The 14,923-nt window shown below is 71.3% G+C and carries 15 protein-coding genes; 7 read left to right on the top strand and 8 right to left on the bottom strand.

Annotated features, from left to right (window positions below; translation table 11 throughout):
- Window positions 1-21 precede the first annotated feature (21 nt).
- Together J4573_RS41895 and dmpI are read left to right on the top strand one after the other, a co-directional pair.
- Entirely contained in the window at window positions 22-1,266 is a 1,245-nt protein-coding gene (locus J4573_RS41895; RefSeq protein WP_208261725.1) for an MFS transporter, read from the top strand.
- A 54-nt stretch (window positions 1,267-1,320) separates the two neighbouring features.
- Window positions 1,321-1,503, top strand: a complete 183-nt coding sequence (gene dmpI / locus J4573_RS41890) for a 4-oxalocrotonate tautomerase DmpI (RefSeq protein WP_208261724.1) — start codon at window positions 1,321-1,323, stop codon at window positions 1,501-1,503.
- Between the two features lie 17 nt (window positions 1,504-1,520).
- Here dmpI and J4573_RS41885 read toward each other — a convergent pair whose 3' ends face one another.
- From J4573_RS41885 to J4573_RS41870, 4 genes are all read right to left on the bottom strand, one after another.
- Window positions 1,521-2,258, bottom strand: a complete 738-nt coding sequence (locus J4573_RS41885; protein ID WP_208261723.1) for a maleate cis-trans isomerase family protein — start codon at window positions 2,256-2,258, stop codon at window positions 1,521-1,523.
- Entirely contained in the window at window positions 2,255-3,274 is a 1,020-nt protein-coding gene (locus J4573_RS41880) for a 2,5-dihydroxypyridine 5,6-dioxygenase NicX family protein (RefSeq protein WP_208261722.1), read from the bottom strand. The genes J4573_RS41885 and J4573_RS41880 overlap by 4 nt, the downstream gene beginning before the upstream one ends.
- 125 nt (window positions 3,275-3,399) lie before the next feature.
- A complete protein-coding gene (locus J4573_RS41875; protein ID WP_307797337.1) occupies window positions 3,400-5,661 on the bottom strand; it encodes a LuxR C-terminal-related transcriptional regulator in 2,262 nt (753 codons plus the stop codon).
- 124 nt (window positions 5,662-5,785) lie between these two features.
- Entirely contained in the window at window positions 5,786-6,694 is a 909-nt protein-coding gene (locus tag J4573_RS41870) for a TIGR03621 family F420-dependent LLM class oxidoreductase (RefSeq protein ID WP_208261720.1), read from the bottom strand.
- A 49-nt stretch (window positions 6,695-6,743) separates the two neighbouring features.
- On the opposite strand from J4573_RS41870, the gene J4573_RS41865 reads away from it, so the two are divergent.
- Genes J4573_RS41865 through J4573_RS41850 form a run of 4 tightly spaced genes read left to right on the top strand, consistent with a single transcriptional unit; the run spans window position 6,744 to window position 10,637 of the window.
- Window positions 6,744-7,565 (top strand): phytanoyl-CoA dioxygenase family protein, encoded by an 822-nt coding sequence (locus tag J4573_RS41865; RefSeq protein ID WP_208261719.1) that lies wholly within the window; start codon window positions 6,744-6,746, stop codon window positions 7,563-7,565.
- 5 nt (window positions 7,566-7,570) lie between these two features.
- On the top strand, window positions 7,571-8,551 hold the full coding sequence (locus J4573_RS41860; protein ID WP_307797336.1) for a phosphotriesterase family protein: 981 nt from the start codon (window positions 7,571-7,573) through the stop codon (window positions 8,549-8,551).
- Window positions 8,548-9,777, top strand: a complete 1,230-nt coding sequence (locus J4573_RS41855; RefSeq protein WP_208261718.1) for a cytochrome P450 — start codon at window positions 8,548-8,550, stop codon at window positions 9,775-9,777. Before J4573_RS41860 ends, J4573_RS41855 begins: the two co-directional genes overlap by 4 nt.
- Window positions 9,774-10,637, top strand: coding sequence for an SDR family NAD(P)-dependent oxidoreductase (locus J4573_RS41850; RefSeq protein WP_208261717.1), 864 nt, complete (start codon window positions 9,774-9,776; stop codon window positions 10,635-10,637). Before J4573_RS41855 ends, J4573_RS41850 begins: the two co-directional genes overlap by 4 nt.
- On the opposite strand, the gene J4573_RS41845 is transcribed toward J4573_RS41850, so the two are convergent.
- From J4573_RS41845 to J4573_RS41835, 3 genes are all read right to left on the bottom strand, one after another.
- Complete coding sequence (locus J4573_RS41845; protein WP_208261716.1) at window positions 10,625-11,044, bottom strand: hypothetical protein; 420 nt, start codon at window positions 11,042-11,044, stop codon at window positions 10,625-10,627. The two genes, J4573_RS41850 and J4573_RS41845, sit on opposite strands and share 13 nt — an antisense overlap.
- Before the next feature lie 137 nt (window positions 11,045-11,181).
- Window positions 11,182-12,270, bottom strand: coding sequence for a S1C family serine protease (locus J4573_RS41840; protein ID WP_208261715.1), 1,089 nt, complete (start codon window positions 12,268-12,270; stop codon window positions 11,182-11,184).
- 53 nt (window positions 12,271-12,323) lie between these two features.
- Window positions 12,324-12,896: a DivIVA domain-containing protein gene (locus tag J4573_RS41835; protein WP_208261714.1), complete on the bottom strand. Its 573-nt coding sequence runs from the start codon at window positions 12,894-12,896 to the stop codon at window positions 12,324-12,326.
- Between the two features lie 148 nt (window positions 12,897-13,044).
- Between J4573_RS41835 and J4573_RS41830 the strand changes: the two genes are divergently transcribed.
- Entirely contained in the window at window positions 13,045-13,569 is a 525-nt protein-coding gene (locus J4573_RS41830; protein WP_208261713.1) for an RNA polymerase sigma factor, read from the top strand.
- Here the strand turns inward: J4573_RS41830 and J4573_RS41825 are convergent.
- Complete coding sequence (locus J4573_RS41825) at window positions 13,550-14,923, bottom strand: class I adenylate-forming enzyme family protein (RefSeq protein ID WP_208261712.1); 1,374 nt, start codon at window positions 14,921-14,923, stop codon at window positions 13,550-13,552. The two genes, J4573_RS41830 and J4573_RS41825, sit on opposite strands and share 20 nt — an antisense overlap.

Genomic DNA, 14,923 nt, shown 5'->3' with positions numbered 1-14,923 from the left:
AAACTAATCGGGGGTGTGTCCGTGAGCTGGAAGACGAGGCTGCTGCTGGCGGTCGTGTGCGGGGTCGCGGTGGCCGGCGTCTACGCGGGGCAGCCGGTGCTGGGCCCGATGGGGCGTGACCTGGGCGTCCCGGTCGACTCGCTCGGCTGGTTCGTGGCCGCCGGGCAGTTCGGGTACCTGGCGGGGCTGGTCCTGCTCGTGCCGCTGGGGGACATGCTGGACCGGCGGCGCCTGATCGCCGGGCACCTCGGCCTGGTGGCCGTGGGCATGGCGGTCACGGCGTCGGCGCCCGGTGCCTGGGCGGCGTACGCCGGGCTGGCGGTGGCGGGCCTGTTCGCCGTGGTGGTGCAGACCGCCGTCGCGTACACGGCGTCGATCTCGCCGGCCACCGAACGCGGACGCAACCTCGGCATCGTGACCTCGGGCGTCGTGATCGGCATCCTGGGCGCGCGGGTCATCGCCGGAGGCCTCGCGGAGCTGTGGGGATGGCGCAGCATCTACGTCGTGCTGGCGTCTCTCGCAGGCGCTCTCGCGCTGCTCGCATTGAGGATGCTGCCAGCCGACATCCGACGTGGGACGGCGCGGTATGGCGACGTTCTACGGTCGTTGGGCGGGCTGTTCACTCAGCCGGTGTTCCTGGGGCGCGGGTTGATCGCGTTCTTCGTGTTCGCCTCGTTCGGCACCCTGTGGAGCGGCATGGCGCTGCCGCTGGCCGATACGTGGCACCTGAGCGAGGCGCAGATCGGGCTCTTCGGCATCGCCGGGCTGACCGGAGCCCTCGGCGCCGCACGAGCAGGACGCTGGGGCGACACGGGCCACGCACGGCGGGTCACCGGGATCGGCCTCGCGCTCCTGATCGCCTCGTGGGCCGCGATCGGGCAGCTGTCGTGGTCACTGCCGCTGCTGGTCGCCGGCGTGATCCTGCTCGACTTCGCCGTTCAGGCCGTTCACGTCAGCAACCAGCACACGCTCACCGCCGTCTACGCCGAACGCACCAGCACCGTGATCGGCGCCTACATGGTCTTCTACTCCCTCGGCTCGGCACTGGGGGCGGCCTCGACCACGGCCCTGTTCGGTGCCGTCGGCTGGGTCGGGCCCAGCGTCCTCGGCGCGGCGCTTGCGGGCTGTGCCGTCGTCGTCTGGGCGTTGAGTCCTCGTGTGATGGCGCGCACCGGTGAACGTCCGGCCAGGGCGGAGGCATTGATCACGATTCGTGATGAGTGTGAGAGCGAAGTGCACCTTGGTCACGGCGGCGTGAGGCGGTGAACTGGGGTCACGCCGACGGCAAGGGCCGTCGACGCGACCTAGGAGGAGGCTGACATGCCCGCAGTGACCGTTCAGCAGGGGCCCCGCGACGTCGAGCTCAAGCGGGAGCTCATCAAGAAGATCACCGACGCGTTCGTGGAGACCTACCGGATTCCGGCGGAGACGGTGATGGTCTTCATCGAGGAGACTCCGGCGGACAGCTTCGGCGTCGGGGGCAAGCTCGCCGCGGACAAGTAAGCCCTGGATCTCGAGCCCTAGACCTTGCCGCTGAGGAGTGCCCCGGCGTTGGGGACGGCGGGGGAGAGGCCCAGTTGGGTGAGGATCGAGTAGGCGGTCGCGGTGGCGGCGGACAGGACGGGGAGACCGGCCTCCTGCTCCACCGGCTGGATCGCGGGGAGGGACGGCATCTGCACGCAGGCGGACAGGACCAGCGCGTCGGCGTTGGTGAGGTTCAGCTTGCGCCAGTGGTCGCGCAGGTCGTGCGGGTCCAGGTTGCCCACGGCCAGGTTGTCGGGAACCTCCAGGCTGAGGGCGTCCACGACCTCGATGCCCGCGTCCTGGATGTAGTCGACCACCTTGGCCGTCAGGGGCTTCATGTACGGGGTGATGAGCGCGATGCGCCTGGCCTTGAGGGCGCCCAGGCCGGTGAGGAGCGCGCCCGCGCTTGAGACGACCGGGGCCTCGGAGCCCTCGGCGCGGAGGGTGTCGCGGATGGAGTCCTCGGCGGTGCAGTGGTAGCCGGGGCCCTGGGCCATGATGGCGACCAGGCACGCGGTGGCGACGATGTCGGGACGGGCGTCGGCCAGCTCCGCGGCGGCACGTTCCGCCTGGGCGTTCATGGCGCGGAGCTGCTCGGGCGTCACGTGCTGCATGCGGGCGCGGGCGCTGTGGAAGACGAAGCGGTCGCCGTCCTCGCGCGCGTGCAGCATGCGGGGCAGCTCGGTCTCCATGGTGAGGTTCGAGCTGGGGACGATCAGGCCGATGTGCGTCATCGCTTGCTCCCGGGCTTCATCTCGGAGACCACGACGTCGCCGTCGATGACGATCGGCTCGTCGTCGAGGAAGAGGCTGCAGCCGCGCATGGGAATGTCGAAATGGCAGGGGGTGTCGTTCGGGCCGCCGAGCTCGTTGTTGGGGCCGATCGAGAACATCACGTTGCCGTAGAAGGAGCGCAGCTCCATGCCCATCCCGCCGGGGAACTGGGTCAGGCCGTGCCAGTGGGCGCGCTCGTCCAGGCCCCAGCCGACGTGCGACATGCCGTAGCCGCGCGGGTCGTCGAAGGACTTGATGTAGGAGGAGAGCAGGTCGGCGTCCAGGCCGCCGCGGATGTCGGTGATGAAGCCCTGCTCGATGGTGAGCGTCACCGGCGTCTGCACGTAGGTGTTGAACGGCAGGAGGACGTCGCCGGGGGAGAGCACGATCGTGCCGTCCACGCCGTCGTCGGCGCCGCCGGTGAAGACGAACGCGGCGGGCCAGTGGTCCCAGCGGCCGGGGGTGTCGGTGTAGCCGTACTCGCTCATCGTCGGGTACATGCCCAGGCGGTACGTGACGTCGGTGCCGGCGGGGCTGGTGATGCGCATGGTCCCGGCCTTGGCGAGGATCTCGGCGCCGACCTCGACGCGTTCGCGCAGCTCGGGGGTGGGCATCAGGCGGGCGAGCAGCGGGACCGGCTCCACGCAGGTGAGGATGCGGGTGCCCGCGTCCTGGATGGCGAACTGCTCCTTGCTGAACAGGAGGAACTTCAGGTCGACCAGCATGTCGGCCTGCTTGAGCGCCTCCACGGCCACCGGGTTGGTCGCCAGGCCGGAGTCGCCGACCGCCCAGGCGCCCGAAGCGGCCGCGGGCTCGGGCAGGCGCATGTGGTACGCGTTCGCGCCCAGCTGCTTGGCTCCGCGCAGGAACGCGTCGGCGTAGTCGATCCGCTCGTCGCCCTGGGAGAGGACGGCGACGGTCTCGCCCTCGTGCACCCCGCTCAGCGTCAGCTGCCGCAGGCAGATCTCGTCCAACATCGTGCGCCCCTCCAATTAGTCCGAATACGGACGATTTGCTGCAACTAATCCGAACACGGACGAGTTGGCTCGCGCAAGGGGTGGAACGCAGATTTCACAGAGGGCACTGTGAAGTGAGCGGGGAGTTACTCCTGGCGGTCGCTCCAGACGGCGATCTGCGTGCGGCTGGTGAAGCCGAGCTTGGCCAGGATGTGCTCGATGTGGGAGTCGACCGTGCGCTTGGCCACGACCAGGCGTTCGGCGATCTCGCGGTTGGTGAGCCCCTCGGCGACCAGGCCCGCGACCTCCAGCTCCCGCTTGGACAGCGGCGAGTCGGACTTGGCGGGCTCACCGGGCTTGCCGGTGGAACGCGCCTCCGCGACGGCCTCGGCGATCGTCATGGCGGCGCCCCTGGCGATGGCCTCGGCGCGTTCGGCCTCGGTCAGGGGGGCCATCGCGGCCTGGAGGGAGACCTTGCGCAGCTCGGCGTAGGACGGGCCGAGCATGGGCGAACGGATCATCTTCCACATGCTGTTCGCGGCGCCGCCCAGCACGGTGGCGCGGTAATTGTCGCCCTGGGCGGCGACGACGCCGGCGATCGAGTCCAGCGCCACCGCGATGCTCAGCAGGTCGTCGTCCTCGGCCTTGTCCTCCAGGCCGTCGCGCGCGTCCCGGGAGGCGCCTTCGAGGTCGCCGCGCAGCAGGCGGACCAGGCTGCGGGACAGCACGATGAACTTGCGGATCATCGTCTCGCCGGTGCTGTCGCAGACGGCGATGCCCGACTCGCAGGTGGCGAGGGCGGAATCGAGGTCGCCGCCGTACAGCTGGAGCGCGACCAGGTGCGGGAAGCAGGCCAGGTCGTAGGGGGAACGGAAGCCGACCCGCAGGAAGGACTCGCGCGCCGCCTCCAGCAGGGGCAGGGACTCCTCCTCGCCCGCGCAGAACGTGGTGATGCCGCTCGCCAGGAGCATGCGGGCGCGCAGGTAGTCGTCGTCGTAGCGATGGGCGATCAGGTCCGCCTCGTTCAGCAGCGTCTCGGCGACGCGGATCTCGCCGAGCAGCGCGTGCATGATGGCGCCGACGATCAGACCGTTGCAGCGTTCGAGATCGCGCTCGGGGTAGGCGGCCAGGCCGCGGCTCAGCCAGTCGCGGCCCTCACCGAACAGGCCGCGGTAGACCCAGTACGGGTGCAGCGTGCGGGCCATCCGCAGACCCGTGCCCTGCTCGCCCGGCGTCGACATCGAGTAGTCCAGGGCCACGCGCACGTTGTGGTGCTCGCGGCGGATCCGGTGGATCCAGGCGAGCTGGCGCGGGCCGATGCCCTCGGCCATCGCCGACTCGGCGAGCGCCAGGTAGTGGTCACGGTGCCGGCGGCTCAGCTCCTCGCGGCCGCCGAGCAGCTCCAGCTCCTCCAGGCCGAACTCGCGGATCGTGTCGAGCATCCGGTAGCGGCCGGTGTCGCGCTCGTACTGCACGATCGACTTGTCCACCAGGCGCCCGATCGTGTCGGCGAGGACGTCGCCCGGCATGATCTCGTCGGCGCAGACGGCCTCGGCGGCGATCAGGTCGAAGCCGCCGGGGAACGCCGCGAGCCGCGCCCACAGCAGGCGTTCGTCGGGGCCGCACAGGTGGTGGCTCCACTCGACGGTGGCGCGCAGCGTCTGCTGGCGGTCCTGCCGGCCGCGGGCGGCGCCGAGCAGCTTGAACCGGTCGTGCAGCCGTTCCAGGATCTGCTCGAGCGACATCGTGCGCAGGCGTACGGCGGCCAGCTCGATCGCCAGCGGGATGCCGTCCAGCCGGTGGCAGAGCGAGGCGACCGACCGCCGGTCGAGATCGTCGAGAGCGCGGCGCGGGATGGTCAGCGCGGCGCGGTCGAGGAAGAGCGCCACCGCGTCGAAGTCGTCCACACCGGCCACGCCGTCGGCGTCGTCGGTCTCGGCGGCATCGGGAGTCGGGGCGGCCAGGGGAGCGACGCGTACGACATGCTCGCCCAGGACGTCGAGGGGCTCGCGGCTGGTCGCCACGATCCGCAGCCCGGGCGCGGCGCGCAGCAGCACCTCGGCGAGCATCGCGCACGCGTCGGGCAGGTGCTCGCAGGTGTCCAGGATCAGCAGCAGCCGCCGGTCGGCGAGGTGTTCGGCCAGCAGGTCGAGCGGGTCGCCCGCGGCCAGGTCGGGCAGCCGCATCGCCTCGGCGACGCGGCGGGCGAGCATCGCCGGCTCGCGCAGCGCCGACAGCTCCGCCAGCCACACCCCGTCGGGGAAGGCCGTCTCGACCTGGGCGGCGGCGCGCAGCGCGAGCCGCGTCTTGCCGACGCCGCCGACACCGCAGAGCGTGATGAGGCGCGATCGTTCCAGCGCCTGCGCTACCTCGCCGAGCTCGTCCTTTCGGCCGATGAAGCTGGTCACCTCGGCGGGAAGGTTCCCCGTCCGTCGTTCCGTCGCAAGAGTCGTCACCGCTGCCCCGGGCCGTCGCTTGGGGTGATTGTTCGCTCTCGTATCGTACGGTGCCGCAGGCCCTCGCAACGAGGCCTCAGTTTTCTCCGGCCAGCGCCGCGACGACCGGGGCGAACGCGTCGAGGTGCGCCTCCAGGTGCAGCACGAAGTAGGTGAGGCCCAGCTCCTCCCGCCAACGGCGCAGGTCATCGCAGATCTTCGCGGTGTCGCCGGTCAGCACCTGCGGCGTGTCGGTCTGGGCGGCCGGCGCGGCGGCGCTCCAGGACGCCTTCTCCTGCGCGGGGCCGATCTGGAGGATGGACGTGCCGAGTTCGACCTGCCGTCCGCGTGTCGCGGCCTCGGTGCGGACGATCTCGACCTTGCGCCGGAACGCGTCGAGGCCGCCGTCGGAGGTGTCGGGGCCGGACCCGTCGGGCTTCACCCGCATGGTGAGGTTGACGATGTCGGCCTCGCGGGCGGCCAGGCGCAGCATCCTCGGCCCGCCGCCGCCCAGCATCAGGCGCGGGCCGGGCCGCTGGATCGGTACGGGCTCCTGCTCCAGGCAGTCCAGCCTGTAGTGCTCGCCGTCGAAGGAGAACGGGCCGCCGCGCCACAGGCCCTTCATGACCTGGATCGCCTCGGTGAGCCGTGCCATGCGCACGCCGGGCGGGTCGAGGGTGAGCCCGGCGCGGTCGTAGTCGCTCGCCATCCAGCCCGTGCCGAGCCCGAACTCCAGCCGCCCGTCCGACAGCACGTCGAGCGTCGTGGCCTCCTTGGCGAGGACGGCCGGGTGGCGGTAGTCGTTCGCGAAGACCAGCGTGCCGACCTTCAGCCGCGTGGTGGCGCAGGCGGCGGCGGTCAGCGCGGCGACCGGGGCGAAGCGCGGGCCGGTCAGGTGGTCGGGGACCAGCAGCGCGTCGAAGCCGGAGTCCTCCAGGCGGCGGGCCTTCTCCGCCCAGCCCTTCGCCGACTCTGCCATGCGGACCACTGCGGCGAAGCGGAACATCCGGCCTCCCGAACTCCCGAATAACAAGCGCTTGCTACATACTCTATCCATGGGTGTTTCCGTGCTGCAGGCTCCGGTACGCGAGGTGACCGAACGCGAGATCGCCGACTTCCGCGCCAACGGCTGGGCGCGGCTGCCCGGGCTGGTCGACCCCGCGTTCGTCGCCGACCTGCGGGAACGGGCGCTGGACCGGCTGGAGGAGCGGCGCGAGCGGGAACGGCAGGGGCGGCGCGGCACGTTCCGCAACGGCTTCGTGGACAAGGCGTTCGGCCAGGACCGCGACATCGCCCGCCACGACGAGGCGTTCGCCGCGCTGGCCCTCTCGCCGCGCCTCGCGCACAACGTCACCCGGCTGCTGGTCGGCGTCGACTCGGTGCGGCTGCAGGTCACCAATCTGCTGATCAAGGAGCCCGCCGGTAGCGAAGGCCATGGGGAGACCGCCTTCCACCAGGACTTCCCGTGGATGCCGATGGACCGCTCGTCGATGCTGACCGTCTGGCTGGCGCTCGCGGACGTGCCCGCCGACATGGGCGCGCTGCGCTTCTACAACGGCTCGCACCGGTACGGGTCGCTCGGGCGCAGCTTCGTACGGGAGGACGACGACGCGCTGACCCAGCATCCGTGGCTGGAGATGCTGGAGCTGTCCGAGCCGTTCGACCTGGCCGCCGGGGACGCGACCGTGCACAGCTCGCTGGTGATCCACGGCGCCCCGGCCAACCGGCGCGACGAGCCGCGGCTGTCGTTCACCGCGACCTACTTCGACGCGACGACCCTCTACACGGGCGCGGCGTACGGGCAGACCGACGGCCTGGGCCTCGAGGTCAACAAGCCGTTCGACCACCCGATGTTCCCCGTGGTCCCGGCGCCATGAGCCGCGTGAGCCCCGTGAGCGCCGTGGAGACGTTCCGCGGGCCGATCGGCGACCCCGGCGCGACGCTGATGCACGAGCACATCTTCGGGCTGAGCCCGGAGATCCTCTGGAACTGGCCGGACATCCCCGAGGGCTGGGACCTGGAGGAACGCGCCCGCGAGGCGGCGGGCAAGCTGAACGACCTCAAGGCCGCCGGGATCGACACGGTCGTGGACCTCACCGTGATCGGCCTGGGCCGGTACGTTCCGGCCGTCCAGCGGGTCGCGGAGCAGACCGGCGTCAACATCGTCGCGGCGACCGGCCTGTACACCTACGACGCGCTGCCGCCCTACTTCGGCAACCGCGGCCCCGGCTCGCTCTTCGGCGGCCCGGACCGGCTGGCCGAGTTCTTCGTCCGCGACATCACCGAGGGCATCGGCCGTACGGGGGTCAAGGCGGGCATGCTCAAGTGCGCCACCGGCCGCCAGGGCATCACGCCGGGCGTCGAACGCGTCATCCGCGCGGTCGCGCAGGCCCACCGCGAGACCGGCGTACCGATCACCACCCACAGCGAATCGTCCACCCGCAACGGCCTGGACCAGCAGAAACTCCTCGCCGAAGAGGGCGTGGACCTGTCTCGCGTCGTGATCGGGCACGCGGGGGACTCCACCGACCTCGCCTATCTCGAGGAGCTGATCGCGAACGGCTCGTACCTCGGGATGGACCGGTTCGGGATCGAGTTCACCTCGTTCGAGGACCGCGTCGCCACCGTCGCCGCGATGTGCGAGCGCGGCCACGCCTCGCGCATGGTCCTGTCGCACGACTCGTACTGCTTCAACGACCGCTTCGACCCCGAGGTCGTGCGGGAACGCCACCCGAACTACCACCTGCTGCACATCTCCAGGGACGTCCTGCCCGCGCTGCGCGCCCGCGGCGTAACCGAAGAGCAGATCACCGCGATGATCGTGGACAACCCCCGCGCGATCCTCACCGGAGGCCGCCCTTGAACCCGATCCCCAGGGACTTCGACGTCGCCTCCGACTGGCATGTCGCCGATCCCTATCCGTTCCTGCGCCACCTGCGCCACACCGCGCCCGTCTTCTGGAGCGACCATCTCCAGATGCGGGTGCTGACCCGCTACGACGACGTGCGCGGCGCCTACCGCGACCACGGGCTCTACTCCAGCGTCGGCTCGCTGACGATCTCCCGCACGCTCACCGACGAGGTCAAGGACACCCTCGGCGAGCACCGCTCGTTCCTCGACGACTTCGCCGCCAACGTCGACCCGCCCAAGCACACCCGGATGCGCCGCGCGATCTCCCGCGCGTTCACCCCGCGCGCCGTGAGCCGCCTGGGCGACGACTTCCGCGCGAAGGTCGACGCCGTCCTGGACGCCGTCGTCCCGAACGGCCGGGCCGATTTCGTCACCGAGATCGCGCACCTGCCCTCCGCCCGCCTGGCCGCCGTCTTCATCGGCGTTCCGCCCGAGGACGAGGAACAGGTCAAGCACTGGGTCACCGCGTGGTTCCAGCTGTTCCTGTCTCCGCAGCCGCCCGAACGCCAGCGCGAGCTCGCCCAGGACTTCCTCAAGTACCTCGACTACCTCGACCGCCTGGTCACCGACCGCCGCGCCGACCCCCGCGACGACTTCATCTCCCTCATGGCCGAGCTCATCGACCAGGACGAAGGCCTGTCGCACCGCGAAGTGGTCGAGACGATCAGCGCCCTCCTCCTCGGCGGAAACGACACCGTCCCGAACGGCCTGGCCAACGCCGTCTACCGCCTCATGCGCGAGCGCGAGAACTGGGACGAGATCATCGCCGACCCCGCCCTCATCCCCGGCATGATCGAGGAGAGCTTCCGCATCGACGGCGCGAGCCTCGGCAGCTTCCGCACGACCACCGCCGACGTCACCTTGCACAACACAACGATCCCCGCCGGCACCCAGGTCCTCCTGCACACCGACTCCGCCGGCCACGACGAGACGTACTTCCCTTCACCGGAACGCTTCGACATCCGCCGGGCCAACGCCCGCGACCATCTTGTCTTCGGCCACGGCGTGCACCACTGCGTCGGCGCCGCGCTCAGCCGCCTCAAGATGGAGATCGCGTTCCGGCAGCTCATGACCCGCCTGCCCAGCCTCCGCCTCGTTCCGGGCCAGGAGATCACCTACCGCAGGAGCATGGTCGGCCGCGGCCTGACCGCCCTGCCCGTCGAATGGGACGAACGATGAGGTTCGCCGGCCGCGTGGCCCTGATCACCGGCGCCGGCTCGGGCATCGGCCGCGCCTGCGCCCTCCGCCTGGCCGCCGAGGGCGCCGCGGTCGTCATCGCCGACGTGAACGCGAGATCCGCCGAGGAAACGGCCCGCCTGGTCACCAAGGAGCACGGCAGCGCCCTCGCCGTCCCCGCCGACGTCAGCGACGAGCCCGCCGTCCGCTCGATGATGACCAGAACCCTCGAAGCCTTCGGCCGCCTCGACGTCCTCCACAACAACGCCGCCGTCCTGTCCCGCGACGTCTACGGCCGCGACCTCGACCTCACCGACATGGACGTCGACGTCTGGGACCGCACGTTCCAGGTGAGCCTCCGCGGCGCCATGCTCTGCGTCAAACACGCCGTCCCCCACATGGGCCCCGGCGCCGCGATCGTCAACACCAGCTCGGTCTCCGCCCTGGTAGGCGACACCGACCACGCCGCCTACGGCTCCGCCAAAGCGGCCCTGGTCTCGTTCACCCGCTACGTCGCCACCATGTACGGCGACCGCGGCATCCGCTGCAACGCCATCGCCCCAGGCCTGGTCCTCACCGACATCGCCCGCCACGTCATGACCACCGACATGCTCGCCGAGAAGGCCGCCGAACGCCTCCTCCCCGACCCCTGCGAGCCCGAAGACGTGGCCGCCCTCGTAGCCTTCCTCGCCTCCTCCGAAGCCCGCTGCATCACCGGCCAGACCATCGTCATAGACGGCGGCACCACAGCCCACCGCCCCGAACACGCCATCCGCAAAGCCTCGGCTCTCGACCCCTGGGCGGCGTGTGGCCGGGACGGCCGTCCCGGCCACACGCCGCCCAGCGGGCGTTACTTGCGGTAGACGCTGACGGCCCCGCCCTCCGGACGCCAGTAGTTGCCGTGGTCGCCGGCCCTCACCGAGAAGTAGTGGTGGCCGCCGGTGCAGTCCTTCACCCGGTCGGTGTCCACGTGGCGCGGCTTGTAGGACACCCAGACGATCTTCGCGTAGGCGCACTTGCCGTCATGCGGACCTGTGTCGCGGACCCAGCCCTTGGCCCGGCCGCTCTTGATGCTGATCGTGCCCTTGGCCTCGGCGCCCTTCGCCTTCTTGTGGAACGACGTCGCCTTGGCCGCCACGGCGGTGGGCTTCGCGGCGGCGCGCGAGTCCAAGGCCGCGGGCGCGGCCGATGCCGCGCTCGCACTCAGAAGGGTCGTACCGGTCACGGCGGCCCCCGCCACCAAGACCGCCGCGAGCTTCGCGCTCTTCACAGTCAGCTCCGTCCTCCGAGGGAGGCCCCCGGTTCGACGCCCCGCATCCGTACGGGACGACCGAGGAGAGCGTCCCGGTGATCCGGCCGGAGCACAGCCCACCTTTCAGCCGAGGCTGAAGGGGAGTCACGGGCGGGCTATTGGGGTGGGCCGTCGGCGAGGGTCAGGGGGGTGACGGTCTGGTTGCCGGTGGGGGTTGTGAGGGTCAGGCGGACCGTGTCGCCTGGGCGGTGGCGTAGGAGCAGGTCGGTGAGGGTGCCGGGGGAGTCGACCGGTTGGTCGTCGAGGGCGATGATCGTGGTGCCGGGGCGCAGGCCTGCGGTTTCGGCGGGGGTGCCCGAGAGAGTGCTGGCGATGTAGGCGCCGTTGGCGCGGCCGCCGGACTTGGTGGTGGGGGTACGGACCTGGACGCCGAGCATGGCGGTGGGGCCGATGTGGATCGTGGCCGTGGTCTGGCCGCGCTGGATCTGGCGGACGACCTCGATGGCGCGGGCCGAGGTGATGGCGTAGCCGCGGTGGCCGCCGGTGTGGTTCATGCGGAAGCCGGAGGACGCGGCGGTGTTCATGCCGATGACCTGGCCGGAGGTGTTGAGGAGCGGGCCGCCGGAGTCGCCGGGCTGGATCGGCGCGTTGGTCTCGATGAGGCCGGTGAGGCGTTCGGAGCTGCCGTCGGTCGAGTCGCTGGCGGTGATCTCCTGCTCGAGGGCGGTGACGGCGCCGGTGACGACGGTGGGGTTGCCGCCCTTGCCGCCGGCGTTGCCGACCGCGGTGACCAGGTCGCCCTCGCTGACCTTGGTGGAGTCGCCGATGACCGCGGTCTTCAGGCGGGTGGAGGTGGCGAGCTTGATCAGCGCGATGTCGCCGGACTTGTCGTAGCCGATGACGCGGGCGGTGTAGGTGCGGTGGTTGTCGGTGTCGGTGCCCTTGATCGAGGTCGCGCCCTGGATCACGTGGTTGTTGGTGAGGACCAGGCCCGAGGCGTCCAGCACGATGCCGGTGCCCGCGGCGCGGATCATGCGGAAGCCCTGCTCGGTGTCGATGTTGACGACGCCGGGGCGGCGGCCGCTCGGCTTGCCCGGCTTGGTCTGCGTCACGGTCGGCTGGGGCGCCGCCTGAACGTCCTCGGTCCCGTGGTCGAGGAGGGGACGGAGGAGGAACACGGCCAGCGCGACCGCCGCCGCCACCACGACCAGCCCGGAAGCGCAGCCCTGACGCCCTTCGTTCACGAGTGCATCCTTCCCCGCCGAACGGACCTACACCGTGAACGAACGGGCGTTCCCTAACGTGACCGGTCCAGGAGGTCGCGGAGGTAGCGACCGATGGCCTGGTCGACGGTGGTGCGGTCGTAGCCGCGGATGACGATGTCCAGACGGGGGTTGTTGAGCTCCTCGCGGGTGACCGGCTCGCCTTCGAGCGGGACTCGGCCGAGGGTGCCCCAGATGCGGGCGATGAGGGCGTTCACCTGGGCGCGGTCGTAGCCGCGGAAGCGGATGGGGAACGAGTGCTCACCGCGGATCTCGGTGGTGAGGGGGTCGGTGGTGGGCAGCGAGTCGCCGGGGTCGCGCGAACCGGAGCCGAGGACGAGCGACAGGCCCGCGTCCTGCTCGGGTTCGTAGGCGAGCTCGACGCCCTCGCGCGCGGCGAGCTCGCGGCGGTAGTTGCGCATCTGGCCGTCGACCTCGAAACGGTCGTAGCCGCGGGCGACCACGTCGTACTCGATCCAGCCGAACTCCTTGAGGGTGACCGGACGGCCGTACAGCGGCGCGCGGCCGAGGGTGCCCTCCACGCGGGCCACCACCTCGTCCACTTGGCGGCGGTCGTACCCCCGCAGCACCACCGAGAACTCCGGCATCACCGATACCTCCGCGATCAAGATACTGCGTGGCCCGTCCCAAGGAGGAAGGGGCAACTGTCCCGGCTCGGGCGGCCGGATCCGGCCACCCGGAGATTTAGTACAAAGTTGAACGGACCGCGTTCAAGATCCGTGTTCGGATGTGTCGGTGCTTACGGACGAATCGTTGATCGCCGGACTGGCGGCGGGCGATCCGGAGGCGGTCGCGGCCTTCGTGGCGCGGTTCCAGGGCCGGGTGTACGGGCTGGCGCTGAGCGTGGTGGCCGACCGCGGGCTCGCCGAGGAGGTGGCCCAGGAGGCGTTCGTCCGGGCCTGGCTGCACGCCGCCACGTTCGACCCCGCACGCGGCGAGGTCGCCGGCTGGCTGCTGACGATCACCCGGAACCTGGCCGTGGACGCCGTCCGGCGCAGGCGCGACCAGCCCGTCCCGCCGGAACGGCTGCCGCTCGGTGCGACCCGGCCCGTCACGACCGTGGAGGACGCGCAGGCGCTGACCGAGGGGCTGCGTTCGCTGCCGGCGGTGCAGGGGAGGGCGGTCGTACTCGCGGGCTACTACGGCCTCACCGCGCGGGAGGTCGCCGACCGCGAGGGCGTGCCGCTCGGCACCGCCAAGTCGCGCATCCGCCGCGGCCTGGCGCATCTGCGCCTGGTGCTCACCGATCGGGGTCGATGAGGCGGGCGAGGGCCGTCTTGTCGGGCTTGCCGGTCGGCGAGAGCGGGACCTCGCGCACGGCCGTGATCGTGCGCGGGACGCTGTTGGCCGTGAGCTCGGAACGTACCAGCGTCGCCAGGGCGGCGGGGTCCGGAGGCTCGGCCCCCGAGGGGATGACGAACGCGTGGACGGCCTCGCCGGTGCGTTCGTCCGGAACGCCGACCACGAAGGCCTGCGCGACGTCCGGGTGGGAGGCCAGGGCGCGTTCGATCGCCCCCGCGTAGCAGATCTCGGCGTTGACGATCACGATGTCGCGGGTCCGCCCGTCCAGCCACAGGTAACCGTCGCCGTCCACGCGGCCGAGATCGTGCGTGCGCAGCCAGCCGTCCTCGCTCAGCACTTCGCGGGTGCGTTCGGGCTCGCCCCAGTAACCGGCCATGGCGTGGGGACTGCGCACATGGATCTCGCCCGCGTGGACGGCGACCTCCACCTCCTGGAGCGGGCGTCCGACCGACCCGAGCGCGTCGAGATGGGCGGGGGTGAAGAGCGAGATCATGCCGGACTCGGCCTGGCCGTAGCCCTGCCACAGGATCGGGCCGAGCCGGTCCATCGCGGCCGATAGCAGGGTCGGGGAGGCGGGCGAGCCGGTGACCACGACCGCGCGCAGCGAGTCCAGACCCGCTGGGAGGCGCTGCAGGAACGGCACCGGCATCGCGAGGGCGGTGACGCGATGCCGTTCGATGACCGGAGCCCAGTTCGCGCCGTCGGCGATGACGACCGTTCCGCCGATGAGCAGGCAGCGGCCGGCGAAGGTCAGCATCACCGGCGGCGCCCAGCTCTCGAAGGCCAGGAAGCGGCCGCAGTTCTCGATGAGCGCGGCCAGGTCCGGTGACCACCGGTCGCTCTGGAAGTCCAGGTCGAACGTGGCGTACGTGCGAGCGCAGGCCTTCGGCCGTCCGGTCGTGCCGCTGGTGAAGTTGAGCCGTGCGATGTCGTCCGGACGTACCTCGACCGGCGCGGCTTGGCGGGACGCGGAACGGCCCTGGGCGGCGAGGTCCTCAAGCCGATCTGTGTCGAGGACCGCGTCGAAGTCTCCGGCCTTCAACGCATGGGCGCGGATCGCGGGACTCCAGCCGGGCCGTGCGCCCGCGACCCGGCATCCGAGCGCGTGCGCGGCCAGATGCGCGGCGAACGTCTCGGGCGTCAGGTCAGTCGCGAGTGCGACGCCGCTGCCCGGCCCGAGGCCCGCCGAGCGCATCCCCGTCGCCAGCGCGAACGCCATCGTCCGGAGCTCGGCGCGCGTGACGACGCGGCCGCCGTGCTCGAAGGCGGGCCGGTCGGGATGCGCCCGGAGGGCCTCAAGAACGGGCCGCAT

Origin of the sequence: Actinomadura barringtoniae (assembly GCF_017573505.1) — a bacterium.
GTDB classification, from domain to species: domain Bacteria; phylum Actinomycetota; class Actinomycetes; order Streptosporangiales; family Streptosporangiaceae; genus Spirillospora; species Spirillospora barringtoniae.
This window is presented reverse-complemented; position numbering and strand designations above follow the sequence as displayed.

What these genes read in the sequence shown, in the direction of transcription:
- J4573_RS41880 (WP_208261722.1), bottom strand. Translation starts at nt 3,274, where the DNA reads ATGTTGGACGAGATCTGCCTGCGGCAGCTGACGCTGAGCGGGGTGCAC.
- J4573_RS41865 (WP_208261719.1), top strand. Translation starts at nt 6,744, where the DNA reads ATGGGTGTTTCCGTGCTGCAGGCTCCGGTACGCGAGGTGACCGAACGC.
- dmpI (WP_208261724.1), top strand. Translation starts at nt 1,321, where the DNA reads ATGCCCGCAGTGACCGTTCAGCAGGGGCCCCGCGACGTCGAGCTCAAG.
- J4573_RS41885 (WP_208261723.1), bottom strand. Translation starts at nt 2,258, where the DNA reads ATGACGCACATCGGCCTGATCGTCCCCAGCTCGAACCTCACCATGGAG.
- J4573_RS41825 (WP_208261712.1), bottom strand. Translation starts at nt 14,923, where the DNA reads ATGCGGCCCGTTCTTGAGGCCCTCCGGGCGCATCCCGACCGGCCCGCC.
- J4573_RS41850 (WP_208261717.1), top strand. Translation starts at nt 9,774, where the DNA reads ATGAGGTTCGCCGGCCGCGTGGCCCTGATCACCGGCGCCGGCTCGGGC.
- J4573_RS41870 (WP_208261720.1), bottom strand. Translation starts at nt 6,694, where the DNA reads ATGTTCCGCTTCGCCGCAGTGGTCCGCATGGCAGAGTCGGCGAAGGGC.
- J4573_RS41835 (WP_208261714.1), bottom strand. Translation starts at nt 12,896, where the DNA reads ATGCCGGAGTTCTCGGTGGTGCTGCGGGGGTACGACCGCCGCCAAGTG.